Source organism: Frankia sp. QA3, assembly GCF_000262465.1.
Lineage (GTDB): Bacteria > Actinomycetota > Actinomycetes > Frankiales > Frankiaceae > Frankia.
The window spans coordinates 4,364,313-4,390,050 of record NZ_CM001489.1 but is presented as its reverse complement, the minus strand read 5'-3'; the positions used below and the strand labels follow the sequence as shown (position 1 = coordinate 4,390,050).

Annotated in this window: 19 protein-coding genes and 1 pseudogene; 14 read left to right on the top strand and 6 right to left on the bottom strand. The window is 73.4% G+C overall.

The features are described 5' to 3' along the window. Positions 1 to 9: 9 nt before the first annotated feature. From FRAQA3DRAFT_RS17915 to purH, 8 genes are all read left to right on the top strand, one after another. Positions 10 to 2,136, top strand: a complete 2,127-nt coding sequence (locus FRAQA3DRAFT_RS17915; protein ID WP_009740458.1) for a protein kinase — start codon at positions 10 to 12, stop codon at positions 2,134 to 2,136. Between the two features lie 435 nt (positions 2,137 to 2,571). Continuing rightward, positions 2,572 to 3,738: an ADP-forming succinate--CoA ligase subunit beta gene (gene sucC / locus FRAQA3DRAFT_RS17910; RefSeq protein WP_009740457.1), complete on the top strand. Its 1,167-nt coding sequence runs from the start codon at positions 2,572 to 2,574 to the stop codon at positions 3,736 to 3,738. Between the two features lie 24 nt (positions 3,739 to 3,762). Beyond that, on the top strand, positions 3,763 to 4,635 hold the full coding sequence (gene sucD, locus FRAQA3DRAFT_RS17905; protein ID WP_009740456.1) for a succinate--CoA ligase subunit alpha: 873 nt from the start codon (positions 3,763 to 3,765) through the stop codon (positions 4,633 to 4,635). Positions 4,636 to 4,826: 191 nt separating this feature from the next. Continuing rightward, positions 4,827 to 5,729 carry a hypothetical protein gene (locus tag FRAQA3DRAFT_RS17900; protein ID WP_009740455.1) on the top strand — a complete coding sequence of 301 codons (903 nt, stop codon included), beginning with the start codon at positions 4,827 to 4,829 and terminating at the stop codon, positions 5,727 to 5,729. Positions 5,730 to 5,970: 241 nt separating this feature from the next. After that, entirely contained in the window at positions 5,971 to 7,521 is a 1,551-nt protein-coding gene (locus FRAQA3DRAFT_RS17895) for a DUF6350 family protein (protein WP_009740454.1), read from the top strand. 97 nt (positions 7,522 to 7,618) lie between these two features. Continuing rightward, positions 7,619 to 8,167, top strand: coding sequence for a helix-turn-helix domain-containing protein (locus FRAQA3DRAFT_RS17890; protein ID WP_035921106.1), 549 nt, complete (start codon positions 7,619 to 7,621; stop codon positions 8,165 to 8,167). Positions 8,168 to 8,618: 451 nt separating this feature from the next. After that, entirely contained in the window at positions 8,619 to 9,284 is a 666-nt protein-coding gene (gene purN / locus FRAQA3DRAFT_RS17885) for a phosphoribosylglycinamide formyltransferase (RefSeq protein WP_009740452.1), read from the top strand. After that, a complete protein-coding gene (gene purH / locus FRAQA3DRAFT_RS17880; RefSeq protein ID WP_009740451.1) occupies positions 9,281 to 10,927 on the top strand; it encodes a bifunctional phosphoribosylaminoimidazolecarboxamide formyltransferase/IMP cyclohydrolase in 1,647 nt (548 codons plus the stop codon). Before purN ends, purH begins: the two co-directional genes overlap by 4 nt. 673 nt (positions 10,928 to 11,600) lie before the next feature. Here the strand turns inward: purH and FRAQA3DRAFT_RS17875 are convergent. Both FRAQA3DRAFT_RS17875 and FRAQA3DRAFT_RS17870 read right to left on the bottom strand, forming a co-directional pair. After that, positions 11,601 to 11,921: a hypothetical protein gene (locus FRAQA3DRAFT_RS17875; protein WP_009740450.1), complete on the bottom strand. Its 321-nt coding sequence runs from the start codon at positions 11,919 to 11,921 to the stop codon at positions 11,601 to 11,603. 176 nt (positions 11,922 to 12,097) lie between these two features. Then, complete coding sequence (locus tag FRAQA3DRAFT_RS17870; protein ID WP_009740449.1) at positions 12,098 to 12,733, bottom strand: FHA domain-containing protein; 636 nt, start codon at positions 12,731 to 12,733, stop codon at positions 12,098 to 12,100. Positions 12,734 to 13,815: 1,082 nt separating this feature from the next. On the opposite strand from FRAQA3DRAFT_RS17870, the gene FRAQA3DRAFT_RS17865 reads away from it, so the two are divergent. Beyond that, positions 13,816 to 14,121, top strand: a complete 306-nt coding sequence (locus FRAQA3DRAFT_RS17865) for a DUF3017 domain-containing protein (RefSeq protein ID WP_009740447.1) — start codon at positions 13,816 to 13,818, stop codon at positions 14,119 to 14,121. Between the two features lie 51 nt (positions 14,122 to 14,172). Here FRAQA3DRAFT_RS17865 and FRAQA3DRAFT_RS17860 read toward each other — a convergent pair whose 3' ends face one another. Beyond that, positions 14,173 to 15,414, bottom strand: a complete 1,242-nt coding sequence (locus tag FRAQA3DRAFT_RS17860; RefSeq protein WP_232291651.1) for an NAD(P)/FAD-dependent oxidoreductase — start codon at positions 15,412 to 15,414, stop codon at positions 14,173 to 14,175. Positions 15,415 to 15,626: 212 nt separating this feature from the next. On the opposite strand from FRAQA3DRAFT_RS17860, the gene FRAQA3DRAFT_RS17855 reads away from it, so the two are divergent. From FRAQA3DRAFT_RS17855 to FRAQA3DRAFT_RS33320, 3 genes are all read left to right on the top strand, one after another. Beyond that, positions 15,627 to 16,538 (top strand): serine hydrolase, encoded by a 912-nt coding sequence (locus tag FRAQA3DRAFT_RS17855; RefSeq protein WP_035921103.1) that lies wholly within the window; start codon positions 15,627 to 15,629, stop codon positions 16,536 to 16,538. A gap of 306 nt (positions 16,539 to 16,844) precedes the next feature. Then, on the top strand, positions 16,845 to 17,540 hold the full coding sequence (locus FRAQA3DRAFT_RS17850; protein ID WP_009740444.1) for a 2'-5' RNA ligase family protein: 696 nt from the start codon (positions 16,845 to 16,847) through the stop codon (positions 17,538 to 17,540). Between the two features lie 30 nt (positions 17,541 to 17,570). Continuing rightward, positions 17,571 to 18,890 carry a YihY/virulence factor BrkB family protein gene (locus tag FRAQA3DRAFT_RS33320; RefSeq protein ID WP_232291650.1) on the top strand — a complete coding sequence of 440 codons (1,320 nt, stop codon included), beginning with the start codon at positions 17,571 to 17,573 and terminating at the stop codon, positions 18,888 to 18,890. A gap of 458 nt (positions 18,891 to 19,348) precedes the next feature. Here FRAQA3DRAFT_RS33320 and FRAQA3DRAFT_RS37390 read toward each other — a convergent pair. Continuing rightward, positions 19,349 to 19,996, bottom strand: a pseudogene (locus FRAQA3DRAFT_RS37390) (D-alanyl-D-alanine carboxypeptidase family protein); the annotation flags it as partial. Between the two features lie 407 nt (positions 19,997 to 20,403). Beyond that, the gene (locus tag FRAQA3DRAFT_RS34185) at positions 20,404 to 21,762 is read right to left on the bottom strand and encodes a DUF1003 domain-containing protein (RefSeq protein ID WP_009740442.1); all 1,359 of its coding nucleotides are present in this window, start codon (positions 21,760 to 21,762) and stop codon (positions 20,404 to 20,406) included. 850 nt (positions 21,763 to 22,612) lie between these two features. Here FRAQA3DRAFT_RS34185 and FRAQA3DRAFT_RS17830 point away from each other — a divergent pair. After that, on the top strand, positions 22,613 to 24,100 hold the full coding sequence (locus FRAQA3DRAFT_RS17830) for a putative zinc-binding metallopeptidase (RefSeq protein ID WP_009740441.1): 1,488 nt from the start codon (positions 22,613 to 22,615) through the stop codon (positions 24,098 to 24,100). On the opposite strand, the gene FRAQA3DRAFT_RS17825 is transcribed toward FRAQA3DRAFT_RS17830, so the two are convergent. Beyond that, positions 24,048 to 24,584 (bottom strand): GNAT family N-acetyltransferase, encoded by a 537-nt coding sequence (locus FRAQA3DRAFT_RS17825; protein WP_009740440.1) that lies wholly within the window; start codon positions 24,582 to 24,584, stop codon positions 24,048 to 24,050. The genes FRAQA3DRAFT_RS17830 and FRAQA3DRAFT_RS17825 overlap by 53 nt on opposite strands. A gap of 301 nt (positions 24,585 to 24,885) precedes the next feature. Here FRAQA3DRAFT_RS17825 and FRAQA3DRAFT_RS17820 point away from each other — a divergent pair, with 301 nt between their 5' ends. Next, positions 24,886 to 25,455: a hypothetical protein gene (locus FRAQA3DRAFT_RS17820; RefSeq protein WP_009740439.1), complete on the top strand. Its 570-nt coding sequence runs from the start codon at positions 24,886 to 24,888 to the stop codon at positions 25,453 to 25,455. The last annotated feature ends 283 nt before the right edge of the window (positions 25,456 to 25,738 follow it).

The window sequence follows — 25,738 nt, the reverse complement described above, 5'->3', positions numbered from 1 at the left end:
AGGAGAGCGATGCTCACACCGCTGCTGGAGGACGACCCCCGCCAGATCGGCCCGTACCGCCTGCAGAACCGGATCGGGGCCGGGGGCATGGGAACCGTCTATCTCGGCTTCACCCCGGAACAACACGCGGTCGCGGTGAAGGTGGCCGCCGAGGAGCTCGCCGAGGATGCCGAGTTCCGCAGCAGGTTCGAGCGCGAGGTGCATGCGGCGCTGCGCGTGCGGGGCAATGCGGTCGCCGCCGTGCTCGACGCCGACACCGACGCCCCGGCGCCGTGGATGGTCACCGAGTATGTCGAAGGCATCAGCCTGGCCGAGGCGGTCCGGGCCCGCGGCCGGCTGGAGAACCATCTCGTCCGCGGCCTCGCGGTCGGGCTGGCCGACGCGCTGGTCGCCATCCATGCCGCGGGCGTCGTGCACCGCGATCTGAAGCCGTCGAACATCCTGCTGGCGTGGGACGGGCCGAAGGTGATCGATTTCGGCGTCGCCCACATCAGCGACAGCAGCACGCTGACCCGCACCGGGCACGTGATCGGGACCCTGGCGTGGATGTCACCCGAGCAGATGCGCGGGGATGCGTCGGACTCCTCGGCGGACATCTTCGCCTGGGCCAGCTGCGTGACGTACGCGGCGACCGGCCGCCATCCCTTCCATGCCGAGACGCCCGACAAGCTCGCCGCCCGCGTGCAACGGGACACTCCGGACCTGGACGCACTGCCCGCCTACCTGCTCACGTCGGTGGCCGGGGCCCTGTCCAAGATCCCCCGGCAGCGGCCGACCGCCTCCGCCCTGCTCGCCTCGCTGGTCGGCCGGGAGGTCCAGGGGGTGACCGAGGCCGATGCCGTCGCCGGTGACTTCCTCGAACGCACCTGGACCGGCACCGCCCGGGCGACGAGCGAGGGCCTCACCGTCCTGCCCGCCGGAGAGTGGGCCGGCGTGAGCCGCGAGCGTGCCGCCGACGGCCCCGATGGGGACGGGTGGTCCGACTCCGCCGTTTCGGGCGACGGTCGCGCGCCCGCCGCGGGCGGCTGGTCGCCGGCCGTCCAGGGGCCGCCACCCGCCTCCGGCCCCTGGCCGGTCGGCCCGCCGCCGCCCGCGTCCGCGTTCCGGCCCGCCGTGTCGCCGCCGCCGACGATCCCACCGCCACCGCCGCCTCCTCCCTTCCGGCTGACCCCGCTGCCACCGTTGCCGCTGCCACCGTCGCCGTCGCCGTCGCCGTCGCCGTCGCAGTCCGCGTCGCCGTCCACGCCGAGCCCGGCTGGAAAGGGTTCCCCCCGACCCTCGACGCCCGCCCAATCCCAGTCGGTCGTCTCGCCCTGGACCTATGACATCGACGAACCGGACTCGCGGGCGCCCGTCCGGCCCCGGCGCGAGCCGCGACCCGACCGATCCGCGGCGGGGGAGAATCGGCCCGAGGCACACCCGTCGCGGCCCGTGCCGGGTGAGATCCGGCCCGGGTCGCGCCCGGACGATCCTGGCCGGCGCGAGAGCCGGGCGCAGGAGCGGGGGGCGTGGCCCGCGTCGCGCGAGAACCGTCCGCAGTCGCGGGAGGGCGGGGCGGAGGAGACCATCCGGCCGCCGGACCCGACCCCGCCGGCGCGCCCGCCGGACCCGTCGGAGTTCCAGGTGTGGATCAGGCCGGCCTCGGCCGGCCTGCCACGGCCCGGCCCGCCGGCGCCGGCCGCCGGCCTCGGTGGCGCGAGCGCCGCGGCGGGGTCCGGCCGCCCGCTTCCGCCCGCGAGCCCGGCTCCGCCCCCGCGACGGCCGGCCCCGGCCCGACCGGCCGCGGCTCGACCGGCCGCGGCAGCGCTGGGCGGTGCCATCACGGCGCCGGCCGACCGTGGGCGCGGCCTTCCCGTCACGTTGGGTGGAGACGGTTGGGGCACTCGCCGGTTCCCACCCACCACCCCGGTGCAGCATGGTCTCAACGGTCGGGCGTTGCTGTCGGTTGTCCTGGCATTGAGCTGGTTTTTCGGGCTCGGCAGCGTCGCCGCGATCGTGGTCGGCTCGGTCGCCCAGGCACAGATCCGCCGTCACAACCAGCGGGGGCGGCGGCTCGCGGCCGTCGGGATCGCGCTGGGCTGGACCGGAATCGGGCTGACCGTCGCCAGCCTGCTGATCGTTCTCGCGCTGCGGTGAATGCCGCCTCGACCGGTCGGAGCAGCCGGAAGGCCGACCACGATCGGTGTTGTTCCCGTGTGATTTCTGACATATATCCGGCGGTCAACTCCGTGACCTCGGACACGGGAGATCGCGGTGCCGCGCGCGGTGGTCACGCTCAGCGTCCTTTCTCGTACGCGTGATCCGCCCGGGCGCCGCGTGCCGGGGCCTCGCGGGGCGCGATGTGCACCTCATTTGTCCTGTATCGATGGGCCTGACGTGGGCACCCGGCCGTTCGAACCCGGGCGATGGCACCATCGGCGGCCCCCGACCGGCCCGCCCGCCGCCGCCGCCGACCGCGCGCGGCGGCACTTCGCGTGACGCGCGCCGTAACCGCCTCGTCAGTAGGCTCGCAGGCGTTCTGTGCCCCCCTACGTAACCCAACCCGTACGACCGCATCCGACTGGACGGACCGTGGATCTCTTCGAATACCAGGCGAAGAAGCTGTTCGCCGAACATGGCGTTCCGGTGCCCACCGGGAAGACGGCGACCACCCCTGAGGAGGCGCGCGCGATCGCCACCGAACTCGGTGGCAAGGTGGTCGTCAAGGCGCAGGTCAAGGCCGGAGGCCGAGGCAAGGCCGGCGGTGTCAAGGTGGCCGACGGGCCGGATGACGCCTTCGCGAAGGCGACGGCGATCCTCGGGATGGACATCAAGGGCCACACGGTCCACTCGGTGCTCGTCGAGGAGGCCAGCAACATCGCGGAGGAGTACTACGCCTCCTTCCTGCTGGACCGGGCGAACCGGACCTTCCTCGCCATGGCCTCCCGCGAGGGCGGCATGGAGATCGAGGAGGTGGCCGCGACCAACCCCGACGCGCTGGCCCGCATCGCGATCGACCCGCTGACCGGCGTCGACGCCGCGAAGGCGCGCGAGATCGCGGTCGCCGCGAAGCTGCCCGAGGCGGCGCTGGACGGCGCGGCCGAGCTGCTGGCCAAGCTGTGGACCGTCTTCGTGGAGTCGGACGCCACCCTGGTCGAGGTCAACCCGCTCATCCTCACCGCTGACGGCCGCGTCGTCGCGCTCGACGGCAAGGTCAGCCTGGACGAGAACGCCGACTTCCGGCACCCGGAGAACGCCGCGTTCGTCGACGTCTCCGCGGTGGACCCGCTGGAGCAGAAGGCCAAGGAGAAGGGCCTCAACTACGTCAAGCTCGAGGGCGAGGTCGGGATCATCGGAAACGGTGCCGGCCTGGTCATGTCGACGCTGGACGTGGTGACCTACGCCGGCGAGGAGTTCGGCGGCAAGCGCCCGGCGAACTTCCTCGACATCGGCGGCGGCGCGTCCGCCGAGGTGATGGCGAACGGTCTGTCGATCATCCTCGGCGACCCGTCGGTCAAGAGCGTCTTCGTCAACATCTTCGGCGGCATCACCTCGTGCGACGCCGTGGCCAACGGCATCGTGCAGGCGCTGAAGATCGTCGGTGACGTCACCACCCCGCTGGTGGTGCGCCTCGACGGCAACAACGCCGAGGAGGGCCGCCGCATCCTCGCGGAGGCGAACCTCCCGGTGGTCAAGCCGGTCGACACGATGGACGGCGCGGCGAAGCTCGCCGCCGAGCTCGCCGCGGCCGCGGCCTGACCAGGGCGAAGGGATTGCGAACCGATGGCTATCTGGCTTGACGAGAACAGCCGGATCGTGGTGCAGGGCATCACCGGCTCCGAGGGCACCAAGCACACCAAGCGGATGCTCGCCGCGGGCACGAACGTCGTGGCCGGGGTGAACCCGCGCAAGGTCGGCCAGCAGGTCGAGGGCGTGCCGGTGTTCGGCTCCGTCGCCGACGCGATCGAGCAGGCCGGCGCGAACGTATCGGTGATCTTCGTTCCGCCGAAGTTCACCAAGGACGCGGCGATCGAGGCGATCGACGCGGCCATCCCGCTCGCGGTGGTCATCACCGAGGGCGTGCCGGTCCACGACACGACCGAGTTCTGGGCGTACGGCCAGTCCAAGGGCACCACCCGGATCATCGGGCCGAACTGCCCGGGCATCGCCAGCCCCGGCCTGTCCAATGCCGGCATCATCCCGGCGGACATCACCCCGGGTGGTCGCATCGGCCTGGTCAGCAAGAGCGGCACGCTGACCTACCAGATGATGTACGAGCTGCGCGAGTTCGGCTTCTCCACCTGCGTCGGCATCGGTGGCGACCCGGTCATCGGCACCACCCACATCGACGCCCTCGACGCCTTCCAGGCCGACCCGAACACCGACGCGATCGTGATGATCGGTGAGATCGGCGGCGACGCGGAGGAGCGGGCCGCGGCCCACATCGAGGCGCACGTGACGAAGCCGGTCGTCGGCTACGTCGCCGGCTTCACCGCCCCGGAGGGCAAGACGATGGGCCACGCGGGCGCCATCGTGTCTGGTTCGTCCGGAACCGCGCAGGCCAAGAAGGAGGCCCTCGAGAAGGCCGGCGTTCGGGTGGGCAAGACCCCGTCCGAGACGGCCCGTCTGATGGCTGACATCATGCGGTCGTTGTAGACCTGTTTAGATGATGAGCCCCCGCGCCCCGCGGTGGCTCGTCATCCAGACGGTCCAGGGGTCGCGGGTTGTCGGGAATGAGGGACGCGGATGCCTTCCCTCATCTCCCCACGACTGCAAGACTCCTGCATCGGTGCGTAGGCGAACTGGCGTCGCCGTGCCGACCGACCTGACGAAGTGGGGTTCCCGTCGTGGCACAGATCGGCGGTCGTAGCGTCGCGACCAACGACATCGGGGTGATCGCCCCCGGGCTGCTCATGTTCATCGTGAGCTTCCTGCCGTGGTATTCGGTGAGCTACTCGTTCTTCGGCCGCGGCACGAAGGCGCATGAGAACGGCTGGGGGCTCGGGTTCAACTCCTGGTTCCCGGTGTTGCTGGTCCTCGCGGTGGCCGGTCTGCTCGCCGCGCGCCTGTTCGCGAATCTCCGCATCCCGGACGTCGGTCCGGTGTCCGCCCTGTGGATCCTGCCGGGCGTCTCGGCGTTCGCCACCCTGCTTCTGCTCATCCGGTGGATCAGGTTCCCCGACGTGCCGAGCGGTCTGGACGCCGGGCCGAGCGTCGGCTTCTATCTCGCGCTCGTCGCCGCCATCGCCCAGACGGTCTTCGGTGTCCTGGCCGCGTTGGCGAACGGTGCGACCATCCCCGGCCGCGGTCGAGCGGGTGGTCCGGGCGCGCCCGGCGGCTGGCCGCCTCCGCCTGGCCAGCCTCCGTACGGTCAGCCCTACGGCCAGCAGCCGACCCCCGGCTACGGCGCCCCGACCGGCGGCTACGGCCAGCCCGGCTACGGCCAGCCCCAGCCCGGCTACGGCCAGCCGCCCGCCGGCTATGGACAGCCTCCCCAGGGTGGCTACGGCCAGCCGCAGCCGGGCGGCTACGGCACGCCGCCCACCGGCGGCGGCTACGGCCAGCAGCAGGGCGGCTATGGCCAGCCCCCCGCGGGCTACGGCCAGCCCCCCGCGGGCTACGGCCAGCCGCCCGCGGGCTACGGCCAGCCGCCCTATGGCCAGCCACAGGGAGGTTACGGCCAGCCGTCGCAGCCTCAGCAGCCGCAGCCCCCGGGCACCTACGGCCAGCAGCCTCCGGCGGACCGTTAGCCGCCCCTGGCCTCCCCTTCGCCGAGCGGCCGCCGTTGTCCCTCACCGCGCCTTTCCATCGGGACGAACCGGGCACGGACGCCGCTGGAAAGGCACGGGAGACGTCTCTCGGGCGCGGCCGGCGCCGCGGGGGTGACCATCGATGCCGGGCGGTGCGGACGTTCGGGATGTTCCCGGCATTTCCGGGATCCGGACGGCGTGTTGTCCGGGATGGCGTGCAGCCGCGTGCGAGCGTCCTATCGTGCCCGCCTTCCCCCACCGTCCCGGTCCCGCAGGCCAGCTCCTCGACCGGTTGTGGCAGCGGGTCGGCCGGCCGGCGGTGGCGGCGATCGCCGCGTCGGCGGCCGGCCTGGTCTTCATCGAGTTCATCGTCCTGGTCGTGTGGGGCGCGGACACCGGCTCGTCCACCGGGCCCGCCGCGGCGCTGCGCGTCGGCGCCGACCTGTGGCTCGTCGCCCACGGCACGACGCTGCGGCTGTCGGACGGGGTCATCGCCTTCCGGCCGCTCGGGCTGGCGCTGTTCCCCCTGGCTGCGGCGCTCAGCGCCGCGCACCGGCGGGCAGCAGCCGCCCCCGCGCCAGCCGGCTCCACGCTCCGCCGCCCAGGTCGGGGCCCCTCGAGTTGGGGCCCCCCGGGTTGGGGCCGGCCGGGTTGGGGCCGGCCGGGTCGGGACGGATCCGGCCGGGACCGGATGGATCGGGTGCCAGCCGGTGTCGGCGGTGGTGCCGGTGTCGGCGGCGGTGAACCGACCGGCCGGGAGTCGAGGGCGTCCGGCGCCACCGGTCCCGGCGCCGGCGAGGTGAACGGGGCCAACAACCGGAGCCGGCGCGGCGCGCCCATCGGCGTCCCCTGGCGGGCGGTGGTTGGCGACGTCCTCGGTGTCGTCGGCGCGCAGACGCTGTTCGTCGTGCTCGTCGCGCTCGTCGTGCGCTCCGGGCCGGCTCGGCCGACCCTGCTGTCCGCGGCGCTGGGCACGATCGCGCTCGGTCTACCCGCCGCGCTGCTCGGCGCCCTCGCCGGCCGCCACCGGCTGCGGACCGCCTGGCGGGCGCTGCCGGTGATGCTGCGAAATTCCCTGCTGTGCGGGGCGGGTGCGTTCGCGTCGCTCGTCGCCATCGCCGCCTTCGGCGTCGCCCTGGTGCTCGCTGCCACGCTGCCCGAGGTGGCCGGGGCGGAGCGGGCGCTCGACGTCGGGGTGCTCGGCGGGATCGGGCTCGCGGCGACGCAGCTGGCGCTCGTGCCCAACCTGGTGCTGTGGGGCCTGGCCTACGCCCTCGGGCCCGGTTTCCGGACCGGGCCCGGCATGGTCCGGGTCGATGCGGTCCATCCCGCGGACCTGCCCGACCTCCCGGTTCTGGCGGCGCTGCCGCCGAGCGCGCTGCCGCGGCCCGGCTGGCTCGTCCTGGCCCTGGTGCCGATCGTCGCGGGCGTCGTGCTCGTGGCAATGGTCCACCGGGCTACCGCCGGGAGCCGGTCGCGGGAGCGGCTCGCAACCGTGCTGGTCGCGGGCGCGACCTGCGGTCTGCTCGCCGGGCTGGCGATTCAGACGTCGATCGGGCAGGTCGGCGGGGCCGACGGCCACTATGGGCCGACCGCCGGCTGGGTGTGCGGCCTGCTCGCCGGGGGCGAGGTCGCCGCCGTCGGCCTACTGCTGCTCGGCGGCATCGATCTTGCGGCCCGGCGTGCCGAGCGGCCGTTTCTGGCCGAGGACGCGGAACCGTCATTCTGGCGACGCCGGATGTCGCTGCCCGGCTCCGGGCTCTCGGCGCGGCCGTCGCGGCGCCCCCAGTGAGCCGGAGCGGACGGGCCCGGCCGGCTGGATCGTCGCCAGAAAATGTCCGTGGCGTGGGTTAGGGTGCCGGCGTTGGATCACCTTCACGGAGGTCGTCGTGCCGGTCGCGGTCGCCCACATCCGAGCCGAGGCCCGGCACCTGCGGGCACTGGGCTGGTCCTACCGTCGCATTGCCCGCAGGCTCCAGGCTCGCCATCGGCTCGGCGCGCTGGTGGCGTTCCGCCTCGCCCACGGCTGGACCCAGGAGGAGGCGGCGCGCCGGTGGAACGAGCGGTGGCCGGGGCGGGGACCGGCCAAGACCGGTAAGACCTGGTCGTACTGGGAGAGCTGGCCGGGAAAGGGCGGCCGGGCGCCCTCGGCCACGGTGCTGTCCCGGCTGGCCGAGCTGTACCTGTGCCGGCCCGGTGATCTGCTCGACGGGCCCGACTTCGGCGAGCTCGATGCCGGTGCGGACGGGGCCGGCGACCGGTCCGCCGCGGGCTGCTCGTGCGAGGCGGGCGCCGTCGGGGACGACGACGACCGTTGTGCGGGGCTGCTCTCCGTGGCCGCGACGCTCGCCTCCCCGACGGGACGCGACGCCCCGTCCGCTACGGCAATCGAGGCCAGGCTGGCCGAGTTTGTCACCGGGTGGGTCCCGGCAGCGTGAGCGGGGCGGCGGGGCCGGGCAGGCCGTGGGCCGTGCACGGGTCCGTGCCCGCCGCCGGTCGCTGGGCGTGGCTCAGGTCCGGGTGACGCATCGGTGTCCACGCGCGCTGCGGCCCCGGGTGGGACGTCCGGGTTCGGGCAGACAGTGCTCCACATGCTGTCCCGTGCGGCGAAGGTGGTCCAGTCAGTACAGTCGGATGGGTCGTCCTTCGCCGGTCGGGGACGCGGGCGTCGCGCGGTGTCGGTTGCTGTCAGAGTGCGGTGGCTGTCAGATCGCCGTGGCTGTCAGATCGCCGTGGCTGTCGGAGTGCGGTGGCTGTCGGAGTGCGGTGGCGATCGGAGTGCCGTGGCGGCCACCATGCTGGTATCGGGGGTTCGCCGGCGCTCTGGTCGCTCGGGGGGCGGCCAGCCCGGGTCAGTCGCGCCGCCCAATTCTGGTTACGGAGTGTGTTGTGTCTGCTCGCCTCGTCGTACTCGCCTCGGGCGCGGGAACCACCCTGCAGGCGGTCCTCGACGCGACCGCGGATCCCGGGTTCGGCGCGACCGTCGTGGCGGTCGGCACCGATCGTCACGACACCGGGGCGGAGCGTCGGGCCCGGGCCGGTGGCGTCGCGGTGTTCACCGTCCGGCTCGAGGATCATCCCGACCGGGAGGCCTTCAACGCGGCCACCGCCGAGCGGATCGCCGGGTTCGAGCCCGACCTGCTCGTCCTGGCGGGTTACATGAAGATCCTCAGTCGGCGGGTCATCGGCCGGTTCCCGACGATCAACACTCATCCCTCGCTGCTGCCCGCCTTCCCAGGCGCTTCCGCGGTCCGCGACGCGCTCGCCGCCGGGGTGAAGGTGAGTGGGGTGACGGTGCACTGGGTCGACGAGGGGGTCGACACCGGGCCGATCATCGCTCAGCGTCCGGTGCAGGTCGAGCCGGACGATACCGAGCAGACCCTTCGCGCCCGGATCCAGGGCGTCGAACGAGGACTGTTCGTCGCGACGATCGGCGAGATCGTGCGGTCGGGGAGCGCCCAGGCGGTTCCGGCCGGACACCGGCGCGCCCCCGGCTTGCGCGCGCCGGCCGAGGTTCAGGTACCGGCAGAGGCTCACGTCCAGGAGGAATCATGACGTCATCGGGCGAAGGTGTGGCGGGCGAGAGCGGCGCCGCCAGGGGATCCGAGTCCGCTGAGGTGATCCCCACCGGGCGCCGGCCGCTGCGCCGGGCGCTCGTCAGCGTCTACGACAAGAGTGGGCTCGAGGTCCTCGCCGAGGCGTTCCTGGCGGCGGGCGTCGAGGTCGTCTCCACCGGGTCGACCGCGGACGTGCTGGCCCGCCATGGTCTGGCGGTGACCCCGGTCAGCACCGTCACCGGCTTTCCCGAGGTGCTCGGCGGGCGGGTGAAGACCCTGCACCCGCACGTCCACGCCGGTCTGCTCGCCGACCTGCGCAACGCCGAGCACGCGGCCGTGCTGGCCGAACTCGACATCGCCCCGTTCGATCTGGTCGTCGTCAACCTCTACCCGTTCGCCGCGACGGTGGCCGCCGGCGCGAGCGAGGACGAGGCGATCGAGCAGATCGACATCGGCGGCCCGGCGATGATCCGCGCGGCGGCGAAGAACCACGCCTCGGTCTGCGTGGTCGTCTCTCCGGACGACTACACGGAGCTGGCCGAGGCGGTCCGCGGGTCGGGCTACGACCTGCCGGCCCGCCGCCGCCTCGCGGCGAAGGCGTTCGCCCACACCGCCGCCTACGACGTGGCCGTGTCCTCGTGGTTCGCCGGGGTCGTCGCCCCCGACGAGATCGCCCGGGAGACCGGCTGGCCCGACGTGCTGTCCGCGCAGTGGCACCGCTCGGACGTGCTGCGCTACGGCGAGAACCCGCACCAGCGGGCCGCGCTCTACGTCGAGTCGGGTGGCGAGGGGCAGCCGGGCCTCGCCACGGCTCGCCAGCTCCATGGCAAGCAGATGTCCTACAACAACTACACCGATACCGACGCCGCCCGCCGCGCGGTGTACGATTTCGCCGAGCCCGCGGTCGCGGTGATCAAGCATGCCAACCCGTGTGGCATCGCGATCGGCGCGACGATTGCCGAGGCACACCGTAAGGCGCACGCCTGCGACCCGGTCTCCGCGTTCGGCGGAGTGATCGCGACCAACCGGCCGGTCACGGTGGAGCTCGCCGAGCAGATCGCGGAGATTTTCACCGAGGTCGTCGTGGCGCCGGCCTACGAGGCTGGTGCCGTGGAGATTCTCGCCCGCAAGCCGTCTATCCGACTGCTGGAGTGCCCCGCGCCGCCGCATCAGCGCGGGATCGAGCTGCGCCAGATCAGCGGAGGCCTGCTGCTGCAGTCGCGGGACGCGGTCGAGGAGCCGGGCGACGAGCCGTCTGGGTGGACGTTGGAGGCGGGGGCTCCCGCGGACGAGGCGCTGCTGGCCGATCTGCGTTTCGCTTGGCGCGCGGTGCGCTCGGTCAAGTCGAACGCGATCCTGCTCGCCAACGACGGCGCCACCGTGGGCGTCGGGATGGGGCAGGTCAACAGGGTCGACGCGGCACGACTCGCGGTGACCCGGGCGGCGGACCGGGCCAAGGGTGCGGTGGCGGCCAGCGACGCCTACTTCCCGTTTCCGGACGGGTTCGAGGTGCTCGCGGAGGCCGGGGTGCGGGCCGTGGTCGAGCCGGGCGGATCGGTGCGCGACGAACTTGTCATCGCTGCCGCCCGGGAGGCTGGCGTGACGCTCTACTTCAGCGGGGTGCGCCACTTCGCGCACTGAAACCGGTCCCTCGTCAACCGGTCCCTCGTCGGGGTGACGGGGGAGTCCGCGTGCAGGCTCAGCGGAACCGTCGGGGGGCCCAGCGAGTTGCAGGGGCCGGCCGTGGATGCTCCGGCTCGATGGCCGGCCGGTCCGGGGACGGGGAACCCGGCGGGTCCGCCGCCGGAGCCGGCGGCGGTTCGCGGGCGCCGGTGGGCCGTTCCCGCGGGGGATCCGCCCGCGGCGGCGGTTGCGGCCGATTTGGGCTGTCGGGCGGTGGTGGCGGGTCTGGCCGGCCGGGGTCCGGCCCCGTGTTCGCCGGAGCGGATTCGGCCGGGGCGCCTTGTGGCGACGGCCGGGCAGGCTCAACCCCCGCGCTCGCGGCCTCCCACGGGTCCGGCCCGGCCGGCGGAGGTGATGGGGCCGTCGGGTCCGGCGATCCCACCGAGTCCGGCTGCGACCGGACGGCGGTGCGGTCCGGGGACGCGGCGGCTCCCGTCACGTGCTCTGCGGACCGCCCGCTCCCCGAGATGACAGGGGCATCGGACGGCCGCGCATCAGATCCCGGCGCCGACCAGCCCGGTGGTCGTTCCCGGCCCGGCAGCCGGACGCCGTCGACCGGTGAGCCGGCCGACTCCGATGACTCGTCGGTGGCGCCGCCCAGCGACGCGCCGCGCCGCCCGGTGCCACCGCTTCAGGACGCGGCGTTCGCCTCCGCGGCGGCCGAGCCCCGCCGTCCGGTCGCGCTGCCGTTCGCGGTGGTGGCCGTCGGCGCGCTCGCCGCTGCCGTCCCGCCCGGCTGGTCGCCGTTGGGCACGTAGCGCTGTGCGACCCAGTCCAGGGCGTCGCGCCAACTCGCGCCGTACAGCACCGAGATCCGGTCGGCCGTCTGCCGCGCCAGCGCCTGGACGAACACCCTGTCGTCGCTGTCCAGGTGTCGGGCGTCGCCGAAGGTCTCCCAGGCCCTGAACATCAGTTCCTGAAGCTTCTTGCTGTGAGGCGATTCGTCTGCCACGTCGAACTCCCTCCCAAGTGGGCACCGCGGCCGGAAGTCTGCCCTAAGGGGGTAGGACGCCCACAGGTGGGGGTGTTGAGCATTGTGTTCCCGATGTGCCCGAATGGGGCGATGGTGCACTTGCCCCCTAGCATGTGATATAGCAGCCATCTCCCCGGGACGTGCTGCTCGCGGGGTCAGGAGTGCTGCATCGGCTCCGCCACGTCCGGGCGCACGATCCCCAGGCGCATCACCTCGTTCGCCAGCCGTCCCCGCCGGTTCGGTCCCGGCGCGATGTCAAACTTGCGATAGAGCCGCAACAGGTGCTGCTTGACCGCTCCCTCGGTGACGACGAGATCCTCGGCCACCTCGCGGGTGGACGACGGGATCACGAAGGCACCCGGCGCCCCGGCGGGTCGGGACAGTGCGCGTAGCACGTCCCACTCCCGGCGGGTGAGGTCCGGTGGGTCGGGTACCCGCAGCTCGGCGGTCCGATCCCGGGCCGCAGCCCCGCCGCCCGCCTCGATGGTGAACTCGATCAGCGGCCGCCTGTCCTGGACGCGCACGCCCGCTGCGCCGAACCGGATGACGTCGCCGTCGTTGAGGATCCGCCGGCCGACGGGCTGGCCGTTGACCCGGGTGCCGTTGCGGGACAGTCCCTGATCCCAGACGTAGAGATAGGGGCCCCGCCGCACGATCTCGGCGTGAAGCCGGGAGACGCTGGAATCGGCGAGTGGCACGTCGACGCCCGGTCCTCGCCCCACCGTGGTGACCTCGGTGCGCAGGGGGAAGACCTCGCCGGTGATCTCGATCCGCAGACTCGGCCCGTCCACTTTTCTCCAACCTCGCTTCCATCGATCCACGCTCGTCCCTGACCTGCCGGTGCCCGCTCCACCGTGCCGGCATCGTGCAGGATCACTGGTGACCGCCTCCGTCTTGCTGGGACAAGCCTTTGGTCCGTGATCCCCGGTCGAGGGTCAGTAACACGTGACTTTCCGACGATCTGGACGCTTCGGATTCGCGGGCGGGGCGGTGGACGGCCGGGGCACGGCCTACCGTGTGTCCTGGGGATCCGGTCGTGCTGGTTGGATGAGTACTCTGCACCGTCCTGTCGCGGGGTGGGACCGCCGGCGACGGCGGGACAACGCCACGCCCAGCACGGCAGGCCTGTCCGCAACGATCCTGACCGGCGCCGGAGGTGGGGGTGACCGACGCGGCACGCCGGCCCGACCCGCCCCGGCCCGAGCGGGAGCCGGCCGGGCACGATCACCCGTATGACGCCCGGAGCCGTCCCGCCGGTGCCGGCCGTCCCGCCGGTGCCGGCCGTCCGGGCGATGCGGGCCGTCCGGGCGATGCGGGCTGGCGTGATGCGGGCTGGCGTGATGCGGGCTGGCCCGGTGATGCGGGCTGGCCTGGTGAGGCCGACCAGACGATTGGCGCTGACCCCGCCGAAGCCGGTCGGCGTGACCCGACCGGGTGGCGGGACGGTAGTGGCCGCAGCGACGCCGACCGGCACCGCGAGCTGCGCCGCCGGGACGACCGGCCCGCGCCGCCGGTGCAGCCGGCCACTCCGCCCTCCCCCCGCACCACTCGCGGCGGGGCGCGCCGTGGTGAGGAGCAGCGCAGGGCGGCCCGTGAGGTCGACACCCGTCCGCGTCTCGGGGCCCGGGGTCCCGCCGTGGACCGGCGACCGGCCGCCCGGCGCACAGCGGGAGCCGTCGAGCCGGATCCGACGGGGTCGTCCGCACCCGCCTGGCCACCCGGCGCATCCGCGGACCATGAACCGCCCATGGCACCCGCGGCCTCGCCGGCCGGTGTGCCCGCTCGGCCCGGTGTGCCCGCTCGGCCCGGTGTGCCCGCTCGGCCCGGTGTACCCGCTGGCCCGGATGCGTCCGGTGGGTCCGCCGCGCCTGCGGTGGTCGGTGCGTCCGGATCCGGCCGGTCGGGGGTCGTCGGCTGGCTGCGGCGCGAGATGCTGTTCGCGTCGGTGCTGGTCGGCGTCGCGGTCGGGTTGGTGCTCGTCTACCAGGACCGGTGGCGCCGCGGCATGCTGGTGGTCGGGGTCGTGCTGGTCCTGGCGGGTCTCGCCCGCCTCGCGCTGCCGACGCGGCGGGTCGGGCTGCTCGCCGTGCGCGGGCGGGTGTTCGACATCGTGATCCTGTTGCTGTTCGGGGCGTCGGTGATCACACTCACCTCCGCGGTGCCCTACCCGGGACCTTGACCATCGGCGGGTGCCCGCGGGGGCACGCGGTCCGCGTTGGGACGGCGATGGTCAGCGCCGCCCGGCCATGGTGCGTCGTACGGCGAGCCGGGTGAGGGAGCTGGCCGGGATGGTGCCCCGGCCCAGCCCGATCTCGACGAGGGTGTCGTACAGCTCGGTGCGGGTGCGAGCGGCCCGCACCGCGGCGTCCATCATCGTGCGGCGCCGCCCGACGAGGCCGGCGAGCAGCGCGGTGTGTCGCAGATGCCGGCCGAGCTCGGCGTCGAGCGAGCGCCGGTACCGCCGGCCGGCACCGGCGGGGCTCGCCACCCCGACCGCCGCCTGCCCGGCCAGGGAGCCGGACAGCAGCGCGTAGTAGATGCCCTCCCCGGTCAGGGGGTTGATCAGCGAGGCCGCGTCGCCGGCGAGGAGTACCGGACCGTTGGGCTGGCGCGGCCGATGAGTCGACAGCGGCAGATGGTGGGCCCGCAGCGTGGCCGGATCCGCCGGGGTTTGCGGCAGCATCCGGGCCAAGGTGCGGTGCAGGACCGTCTTCGCGCTCGCCCCGTCGTCGCCGCCGGTCAGACGGGAGCGCAGCATGCCGTAGCCGATGTTCGCCCGGCCGTCACCGATCGGGAACGACCACGCGTAGGCCGGCCAGCCGTCGTCGGTCATGTGGATGAACTGCTCGGGCGGGCGTTCGTCGGCGGGGAGGTCGGCGTACGCCCGCACCGCGATCGCCATCGCTTCCGGCGGGTTCGCCGCCAGGCCCAGCCCGCGTCGCACGACCGAGTTCGCGCCGTCCGCGCCGATGACGACCCGGGCCGTCAGCGCACCGTTGACGACGACGACCGGTTCGCGTCCCCGGCCGTCGGGCCGCGGCCGGTCGGTGAGCTCCAGGGTCCGTACCCGGCGTCGCACCAGGTGGGCGCCGCGGGCCCGGGCCGCGGCCACGAGACGGGCGTCGAAGACCTCCCGGGGCACCACGTAGCTGGCCCGGGCCGACGGGGTGGCCACCTCGGCGCCGCCCGGCGTGCGCAGCCGCATCCGGTCGACCGGCTGGTAGCCGGCGACGGCGTCGGTGACACCGAGGTCGCGCAGCACGTCGAGTCCGTGCGGGGCGATGCCGTCGCCGCAGGTCTTGTCCCGCGGGAACGCGGCGGCGTCCGCGATGACGACGCTGGCTCCGGGGCGTTCCCGCAGCGCCGCCAGCGCCGCCGCGCAGCCGGCCGGACCACCACCGACGACGAGCACGTCGATCGTGCGATCGGGCAGATCCGCCGACTCGTCGACGCGCACGATCGGGGTAGCCATCGTGATCGTGTCGATGTCCTTCGCTGGTCCCGCCGGGATGGGGCGTGGGCTGGACGGGGTGGGCGCTGAGGACGGGGTCTGCACGCCCGCCAGTCTCGCAGCCGACCATGGGAGGGTGCGCCAGCGCCCCCGTGCCCGCGGTGGGCCCGATCGTCGTCCGCCCAGGTCCGTCCGCAGCCCGGCCGGGCGGAAGAGTTCGTACAGTGCGTGGCGTGGACGCACTGGTGCAGGTTTCGCAGTGGCCGGTCAGGACGGTGGCGGTCACGGTCCTCGGCCTGGATGACGCTCCCGCCGCCGACGCTCCCGCCGCCGACTCTCCCGCCGCCGAGGTCTGGCGGGCGGGCCCGGGCGGGGCGGTCCGGGAGCTCGGCCGGACGGGGCCGGACGATCATCCTTTCCGGCTCGCCTCGGTGTCGAAGTTGCTCAGCGCCTACGCGGTGCTCATCGCCGTGGAGGAGGGCGCGATCGGGCTGGCCGACCCGGCCGGTCCCGAGTCGTCCACCGTGGCGCACCTGCTCGCCCACGCCTCCGGGCTGGCCTTCGAGGGCGACAAGGTCCTCGCCGCGCCGGGCACTCGCCGGATCTACTCCAACGCCGGCTTCGACCGGTTGGCCGAGGCGGTCACCCGGGCGACGGGGATCGCCTTCGCCGACTACCTCGCCGAGGCCGTGTTCGAGCCGCTGGGGATGCGGCGGGCCAGCCTCGCCGGCTCGGCAGCCTCCGGGGTGACGGCAACTCTCGCCGACCTGCGCAGCTTCGCCGCCGAGCTGCTCGCTCCCACCCTGCTGTCGGCCGAGACGTTCGCAGCCGCGACGTCGGTCGCCTTCCCGGGGCTGGCCGGCGTCCTGCCGGGTTTCGGTCGCCAGGACCCGAACGACTGGGGGCTGGGCTGCGAGATCCGCGGCGGCAAGAACCCGCACTGGACCGGCAGCGCCAACGCACCCGTGACCTTCGGCCACTTCGGCCAGGCCGGCACCTTCCTCTGGGTGGACCCGGTCGCCCAGCTCGCGTGCGTCACACTGTGTGATCGCGACTTCGGGGAGTGGGCGCAGCGGCTGTGGCCACCCCTGTCGGATGACGTGCTGGCGCAGGCCCGCCCCCAGGTGGTGAATCCCTCGGCGTGACCGGATCGAGGGGTGGGGCGTGCGGCGCGGGCTGCGCTGGACTTGTCGGGATCCTCCCGCCATCCGCCCGGCCCATATGGCGGGTTGCCACTGTTTTGGCCTGATCCTCGGGCGGCCGGGTCGCGGTCTTCTGGTCCGCGGGAGACAGGCGGCGTCCGTGGGCCATGATGTCGGCATGCTTTCCTCGGCGACACCGATCCCGACGGCCGGTCACCGACCCGGTGATGGCGTGCCCACGAGTACCGAGAGTGACGATCTTGGGGTGGGACGTCGCGGGCGCCGCGTCTGCCACGGTGCCGGTCGCGCATGACTGAAAGGTCGATCGAACCAGGAGCCGGCGTCGAACCAGAGGCCGGGATCGATCCGGCGTCCGCGGTCGGCCCGGTGCGCGCGGCGGATCCGACCCGCCCGGCCGACGCGGTGGACCTGGCCGACATAGGCGTGGCGATCGGCATTCCCGAGCCCTACCGGACCGAGCTCCAGGACTGGCGGGAGCGGCTCGGTGATCCCAATGCCGCCCTCATCGTTCCGCACGTCACCCTCCTCGGGCCGACGACGGTCCGGCTGGCCGATCTACCGGCGATCGAGCGTCATCTGGCGCAGCTCGCCCGTCCGAACGGTCCGTTCACGATTCGGTTGCGAGGCTCGGGCACATTCCGCCCACTGTCACCCGTTGTCTTCGTCGCACTCGTCGCCGGTGCGGCCCGCTGCGCGACGCTGGCGGCGGCGGTGCGATCCGGCCCGCTGGAACGTCCGCTGAGCTTCGCCTACCACCCCCATGTCACCGTGGCTCACGACCTCGACGAGGACGGTCTCGACCGCGCCTACGAGGCACTGGCCGACTACCAGGCGCAGTTCGACGTGCGAGGGTTCGGGCTCTACGAAAGAGGGGCCGACCTACGCTGGCGGCAACTACGCTTCTTCCCGTTCGGGCAGCAGGGGGACGAATCCGAACCGAACGGCGACGGAGGGCGACGCGCCGGCATCGGTTCACGGGAATGAGCAGGCGTCGCCGGGGGGACATTGACGGGTGTGACCAGACCTCGTGAGGCGGTTCGGGCCGGCGTCGGCACGGTTTCCGATACCGCCGGAGCGGTAAGGGCGAAACGTCCGTTTCTCGACCATCTTGTTCGGGCGTATTCCCGATACACCGCCGACGGCGGCGACCGGCTGGCCGCGTCGGCGACGTACTTCGCCTTCCTGTCGTTCTTCCCGATCGTCGCGCTCGCCTTCGCGGTCACGGGGTTCGTGGTCGACGCCTACCCCGACGTGCAGGACAGCCTGACCAAGCAGATCAACGACTACCTGCCGGGGCTGGCGGACAAGCTCGACGTCACCTCGATCGGCAACGCCAAGGTCGGTGTCGGCCTCATCGGTCTGCTCGGACTGCTGCTCGCCGGCCTCGCCTGGATCGACGCGCTGCGCGACGCCCTGCGGTTGATCTGGCACCAGGACATCGACGTCGGCAACATCATCAAGCGGCGGTTGCGCGACATCACCGTCCTCGCCGGCCTCGGGCTGACCCTGCTGGCCTCGCTCGTGGTCACCAGCCTGTCGACCTCGGCGACCGGGACGTTCCTGGACTGGATCGGTTTGTCCGGCAGTACGGCCGCCGCCTGGGTCACCGGCATCCTGGCTCTGCTCGTCGCCCTCGCGATCGACACCGCGGTGTTCCTCTACCTGTTCTGGCGGTTGCCGCGGCAGACCGACCGGAGCCGGTCGGTGCGTGGCGCGATGCTCGGCGCTGTCGGGCTGGAGATCCTCAAGGTCGTGGGGACCTGGCTGATCGGCCAGACCACGGGCAATCCGGTCTACGGCACGTTCGCGGTGATCGTCGGGCTGCTCATCTGGATCAACATCGTGATGCGGTGGACGCTGTTCGTCGCCGCCTGGACGGTGACCGCGCCCTACGCCTCGGACGTCTATCCCTCGGGAACGGCTGCGTCCCCCGAGGCTCACCGGCCGGCTGCGTCGCCGAACCGGGATGCCTCGCGGCGCGACACCTCCCACGGGCTTGCTTCCTCGTCCGCCCAGGACACGGCCACGCCGGCCCTGCCCGGGTCGGACCCGTCGCCGTCGAACCGGTCCGGCCCGGACTCGTCCCGGTCGAGCGTGTCCCCATCGAACGGCTCCCCATCGAGCGGGTCAGGGCCGAGCGGGTCAGGGCCGAACTCGTCGTCCGTCGAGCCGGCCCGGTCGATGGTGCCCGGGAGCCGGGCCGGGCGGATCGAGCCCGCCGACGCCTCCGGCGGGTCCGTGACCACCGATTCGGACGCGACGCTGGCCGCCAGGCTGCGGGCATTGCTGCGTCGACGCCACCCGTCGGAGACCTCCGGGGGCGGGTCGGGCTGAGGGGGTACGAGCCGGCGTGGCCGCGCGCCGAGCCTACTCACGGTGCGGGCCGGCGGCCCATCCGGCGAGGTGCCCACCGGCTGGCCGAGCCCACGGTGACGGCGACGCCGACGGGCCGTCCGCCGCATGAGCGCGGTCACGACGCAGGCGCCCGCCGTGAGCGCGAGCGCGATCCAGGTCATCGGGCCGATCTCGCCGGTGATGCCGCCCGAATGGTCCGCCCGGTGGACCGGCGGCGAGGCGGGCTGCGCCGCCGCCTGCGCACCGGCCATGGACCGGGTCGCGTCACCGGCCACGGCCCCCGCGGAGTTCGGCAGGTAGCCGACCGGCGTCACCTGCCCGGCGTGCGCGAAGCCCCAGTCGAGCAGGGCGCGGGCGTCGGTGCCGTAGGCGGGGGCCGCGCGCAGCAGCGCGACGATGAGCGTGCGACCGCCGCGGGTGGCGGCCCCGACGAACGTGGCGCCCGCGGCCACCGTGTAGCCGTTCTTCACCCCGATGGCGCCGTCGTACGTGCGGAGCAGCGAGTTGTGGTTCTGGATCTCGAAGCGCTGGTTGCCGCGCCCGGGGAGGGACGCCCGCGGGATGGTGAGGTATCCCCGCACGATCGGGTCGTTGAGCGCGGCGCGGCCGAGGATGGCGAGGTCGTACACGCTGGTGACCTGCCCCGGACTGTCCAGACCGGTTGGATCGCCGGCGACGGTTTCGCGCGCGCCCAGCGACCTGGCCAGGGCGTTCATCCGGGGCAGGACCGCCGCGCCGCCGCCGCTGGCCTCGACGAGGGCCACCGTCGCGTCGTTGCCGCTGGAGATCATCATCGCGGTTGCCAGGTCCCGGACGGTGTAGCCGACGCCGGGCACCAGACCGACCTTGGTGCCGTCCACCCGGGGGGCGTTCTCATCGACGGTGATGACCCGGTCCGGCGGCAGACCGGGGAGCACGGTCAGCGCAGTAAGGATCTTCATGGTGCTGGCCGGAAGATCCTGCGCGTGCGGGTGGGAGGCGGCGAGGACGGCGCCGCTGCCGGCGTCCGCGACCAGCCAGGCCTGCGCGGTCAGCCCCGCCGGTGCCGGCGGGGCGGGGGGTCCCTCGGGTGGCGGCGCGGGCATGGCAGCCGGATCTGCCTGAGCGCCGGTGTCCGCCTGGCTGCCGGCAGCCGTACTGCCCCCGGTACCGGCCTGAGCACTGCCGACGGCCTGGCCAGCCGCGGTGGGAGCCGCCGCGGTGGCGGCCACGGCTCCCGCCGCGGTTGCCCCCAGCGCCGGGGTAAGCCACGCCGCGGGGGCGAACAGCAGCCCGACGGCTGTGACGGTGAGGATCAGGGCGCGCCGAGCCCCCGGGTGGACGCGCTGCTCGAGCCTGCTGCCGCCCTGAGGCCGGGCGGCGTCCTGCACGGTGGCTGTGAGTGACCGGCGGGCGGTCTCGAACTCCGCTGACAGGGGTGGACGGGAGCGACACGACCGGCCGGCACGCACCTACAGAACGCTACTGGCTCGAGCCACTCCGGCGCGGGCGGTCACGAGCCGTGTCGCGAACGGGTGTTCACTGTGGGTGAATCACCCGATTTCGGGCGTTCCGCTGATCGACGTGCTGATCCGGCGTGAAGCGGGGCACGATGATGTCCGCGGCCCGCCGTAGCCCGGTTCGTCCGGTGGGTCGCGGTGCCACCGGCGCCTGCGTCTGCCCTGGCTGCGTCCGCGTCCACCGGATCGTCCCCCATCGGCGCGCCCGCGATCCCCGGCAGGGCGGGGTGGGAACCGGCGCTGTCGTTCGCGACGAGGTGCGCCATCGTCGGTCCGGAGCTGGCTGCGCCCGGCTCGGTCTCATCGGGCCGGGAGATACCACCGGGGTGCCCGGCCTGGCTGACTCCGACGGGTGGAGCAGGATCATCGCTCGCGGTGTCAACCCGCGGGCTGTCGGCCGACGACCCGTGGCCCGACGACCCGTGGCCCGATGACCCGTGGCCCGATGACCCGTGGCCCGATGACCCGTGGCCCGATGACCCGTCGACCGCCGATCGGCGGCTCGACGATTTGTCGTCCGGTGGTCCGTCGGCGGCCGGCCCGTCGGCCGACGAGATCCTGGCCGTTGCGACGTCGATGGACGCGTCCGTCGACGTGACCTTTGCGGACCGGGCGCGCTTGGCGCCCTTGGGGCGCTTCGGTGTCCTGGCACGGGCGAAGCCGGGCCCGTCGGCGTCCTCGGTGGAACCCGTCCCGCAGGCGCGGGCCGCGGCCGGGGAGTCGGCCGAGCCGGTCAACGCGCGGTCGTCCGCGCCGGGCTGGAAGGACGTGCCGGGCTGGAAGGACGCGCCGGAGCGGCGGGCGGCGTGGGGCTGACGCGGGAGCTCGACGGCCTCCCGGAGCAGGCTTTCGAGATCTCCCCGCAATGCCTCCAGCTGACCGGCCAGCTCCCCCCGGACGTACTGGCGGGTCGCCGCCTCGCTCTGAGCGAGCCGCAGGGCCGCGACCTCGCGGGTCAGGAACTCCGTGTCCTCGCGCATTCGGCCGGCGACGGCCCGGTCCTCGGTGAGTGAGGCCCGGTCACGGTCGTCCTGACGGTTCTGGGCGAGCAGGATCAGGGGTGCCGCATAGGCTGCCTGGGTCGAGAAGGCCAGGTTCAGCAGGATGAACGGGTAGGGATCCCAGCGCATCAGCGGTAGCGCGATGTTCAGGGCGATCCAGACGATGACGATGCCGGTCTGGATCGCGAGATAACGCCCGGTGCCGAGGAAGCGGGCGATGGTCTCCGCGATTCTGCTGACCGTCTCCCGGTCCACCCGGGGAAGCAGCGCGGGCCGGCCGGAGACCGGCAGGTCGAGACGTTCGGTGCCGAGACCGTGACGATCCGTGGTTCGCGATGCTGAGATGGTCATGGAAGCTCCCCATCCGCGCGCAACGGCCACCGCCGATGAGCGCGCACTCCTCGAGCAGGCCGCACGCGCCGTCGCCACGGCGGCCTCAGGTCGACACGACATCAATCGACCGCACCTGCTCGTGCACTGCCCGATCAGAGCCCCGCGGCCGAGAGGCCACGCGGATCCGGAAGCCGGCACCGACGCAGAGGCGCCGGCCGGGCCGCGGGGGGACGGACGAACGTCACACCGGGCCGGAGAAACGGCAGCCGACCACGCTGCGCTTGCGCGCGGGGGGCGTGAGCCGGACTGCGGCCGGACTTCCGAGCAGTGCCCCGGGAGTCGTCAACCCCGGGTTCGTGGACGCGGACCGGGCGCGCGCGGCGCGCTCCGGCCGGAGCTCAACGCCAGCTGGCGTCCACTAGCAGGAAGCGGCCGTTACTGGAGCACCCGCCAGGACTCACAGCGGCCACCTCCTCGCGTTGGTCCTCCGTGGAGGATTTTTCGGGGGCTTGTCAAGGATAACTGCCCGATCCGTGACCGGACCTATCGGGGTATCCGTGACCTCCGTCGCGAAGGTGTCACCTCCGGCGGTGGGTTTGCCCGGCCGGAGGTGCGACGTCCCCGCCAGGTTGCCGGCTGGTTACCGATGGTGGCGGGATTCGGGGCGGCGTGGTGCGGCACCAGCCCTGGATCTCGGGTTCCCGCAGCATGTCCGGGTTCGTCCGGGCTAGGCGACAGGCGGCAAATGTGGTGCGTGTGGCGGGCGCAGCGGGGTATGCCGTGGCCGGTTGGCGCCGGTACACCGCGGCTTCGGGGGTTCGCCCCCGTTGCCGCCCGCGGGCTGGGGCCGTGAAACGAGGGGAACCCGGTGAAGGTCAACGGATGCGCCCGGTGCGGGCAGCTCGTCTTCTTCGAGAACACCGCCTGTCTGCGGTGCGGTGCGCCGCTCGGTTTCGAGCCGGACGGGGGCCGGGTCCTCACCCTGGTACCCGATTCGCCGGCGGCGGGCGCGGCTGACCGTGACGACGTCCACGACCCGGCGACGGTGTTCTACGAGCTGCCACCGGTCGCGGAGGTGGGGGCTGCGCTCGGCGACGGGCCGGCGACCGGCGACCGGGCCGTTCCCCACTCAGTGGCGGTCCCGCGCGCCGGTTCCGATACGGACCCGATCGCCCGGGATCTCCTCGAGGCCGTCCCGGCGGCGCGTCGGCGCCGCTACCGGCGCTGCGCAAACGCGCGGCTCGCCGGCTGCAACTGGCTCATCGCCGTACCGGCGCCCGCGAATCCCGCGGCCGGTGTCGCCGAGGTGGACGGGGAGCCCGACGCGGGCGGATCCATGCCGTCGGCGGAACCCGCCTGGCCCGGTGGGCTGTGCGTCTGCTGCCGGCTGACGCGGACGCGGCCGGCGGACACGGATCCGGTGGGGAAGGAGCAGTTCGAGCGGGCGGAGGCGGCCAAGCGCCGGCTCGTGGCCCAGCTGCTCGAACTCGGCCTGCCCGTCGTCTCCCACGTCGACGACCCAGCGAACGGCCTGGCATTCGACCTGCTGAGCAGCACCAAGCAGAAGGTGATGACCGGGCACAGCGACGGCGTCGTCACCCTGGACCTGGCCGAATCCGACGACGCCCACCGTGAGATGGTCCGTACCCAGCTCGGGGAGCCCTACCGCACGCTGCTCGGGCACTTCCGGCACGAGACCGGCCACTACTACTGGGCCTCGCTGGTGGACGCCGATTCCGGGCGGGCCGCCGAGTTCCGCGACCTGTTCGGCGACGCGGACCTCGACTACTCCGCCGCTCTGGACCGGCACTACGCCGAGGGCCCCCCGCAGAACTGGCGCGAGACCCACGTCAGCGCGTACGCCACGATGCACCCGTGGGAGGACTGGGCCGAGACCTTCGCCCACTACCTGCATATCCGCGACACGTTGCGAACCGCCGCCGAGTTTGGCCTGGGGGTGACCGGCCCGGATCTCGGCTCCTTCGGGGTGGCGCCACGCAGCCACGCCGCCGAGCCCGCCGACCTGCCGCTCGGCGTGGACGGGCCCGGCGGGAGCTCGCCGGAGCTCGCCGAGATCGTTGCCCAGTGGCTGCCGCTGACGTACGCCCTCAACGCGATCAACCGCAGCATGGGGCGCGACGATCTCTATCCGTTCGTCCTGACACCCGCCGTGCAGGCGAAGCTCTCCTTCGTCCACGACGTCATCGCCTGCGCCCGGACCCGTACGTCGCGGACCGCACACGCCGTCAATGCCGGCGAGGGTACCGATCCGTCCCTCGCGGCGGCGCGTGGCGCCGACGCCGTCACCGGTGGCCGTGCGCCCGAGCCGGATAGAGCGGCCGCAGCATCGGGATGAACGTCTTGACCGACGGATCGTCCGTGACCGGCCGCGGACCGCTGAGGACGACGAAGCCGTGCCGGATGTACAGCCGTCGCGCCGGCCGGTTCGCGGGGGCCACCCACAGCTTCACCGCCTCGGCGCCGGCCCGGCCGGCCCAGCCCAGCGCGGTCGCCAGCAGGACGTCCGCGGCGCCGGTGCCGCGGGCCGCGGGTGCGATCCACATGGCACCCAGCTCGCGTAACCAGGGCCGGCCGGTCGGGGTGAACCCCTGCACCATGCCCACCGCCTCGCCGGCCCGTTCCACGATCGCCACCAGCTCCGCGGGAGAGTCCGCCCCGGCCTCGGCACGCCGCGCCCACTCGGCCGTTGGCTGCGCCCGCGCAGCCTCGAGCGTCTGCCAGAACGCGGCGGGCGAGTCGGCGAGTGCGGCCAGCCGCAGCCGGCGCAGCAACGGCCCCTCGTCGGGCCGGATATGACGACCATGGATGCCGTCCGTCACGGTGTTCGACTCCTCTGGCGTAGCGGTCTCTCGCGCAGGACGCGGCATCCGTGGTGGTGGCTGCCGCGCCGTCCCGGCCACGCGCTATAGCCGGGTCCAGGCCCTGAACGACCGGAGCCGGCCGGATGTCCCGACATCGCGCCCTCGGCGCGTCCGCCGGCGTGGTTGTTGCGCAGGGAAAGAGCGGTGTTGGGCGTAATCGGCACGACCTTTAGCTCAAACGGCTCCCAGGCGCCCCCGCGAGCGCGGATACTGATCAAAGCGGCGGGACGGCGGAGGAGTTCGCTGGAGATGATCCATCGTGGGTAGGCCCGTCACACTCATCGTGCGTCAGGACGGCCCCTCGTGGTCGGCCTGGTCCCCGCAGTACCCGGGGCTCGCCATGGTGCAGCCGGCCGCGGCGGACCTGCGGGCCGTGCTGCCCGAGGTCCTCGCCTGGTATTTCGGCGAGGACGCCGCGATCGAGCCGCAGGTCCACTGTGAGCGCGAGCTGCACGGTGTCATCGTCCGGCTCGCGCAGGACGCCCAGTTGTACGAGCGCGAACGGATCGCCGAGCGGCTCGGTGCCGCCCTCGGCGTCGCGAGCCAGCGGGCGCAGCTACGCTCCGGTCCCGTCAGCGGCGCGGGCGAGGTCACCTTCGTCTGCGCCCTGCAGTCCGACCGGATCGCCTGGCTGACCGCCCAGATGGAGGACGACAACGACGCCGTCGTCGCCCTCCTGCCGGTCGCCGAGACGATGCTGTGGGCCATCCGGTTCGGCGCGGCCGGTGATGGTTCCGCCGCGGTCCAGCCTTCGGCCTACCCGCCCGACACCACGCTGGGCGAGGTCATCCGCACCTTCGCCGGCCCCCGCCAGCAGCTACGCACCTGAGCCACGCCAAGACGAGGCCCATCCCGGTCCCGAGCCCGAGAGATCGGGGTGTTTCGCGGAACCCGGCACGCGCCTCGTAGCGCGTAAGCCCTGATCGTCGGGGGTGGTGGACGTGGGCGTTGTCGCCGGTGGACGTGGGGAGGTAGGCACCGACGTCGTCGCGCACGTCGGCCATGATCTGCCGGCAGCGGTCCAGCATCGCCGTGTCCAGGGCCCCCTGCCGGTACGTGGTGACGAAGACCAAACGGACGTGGACTGCGCGGACCACGTGTCTGCCTCGCCT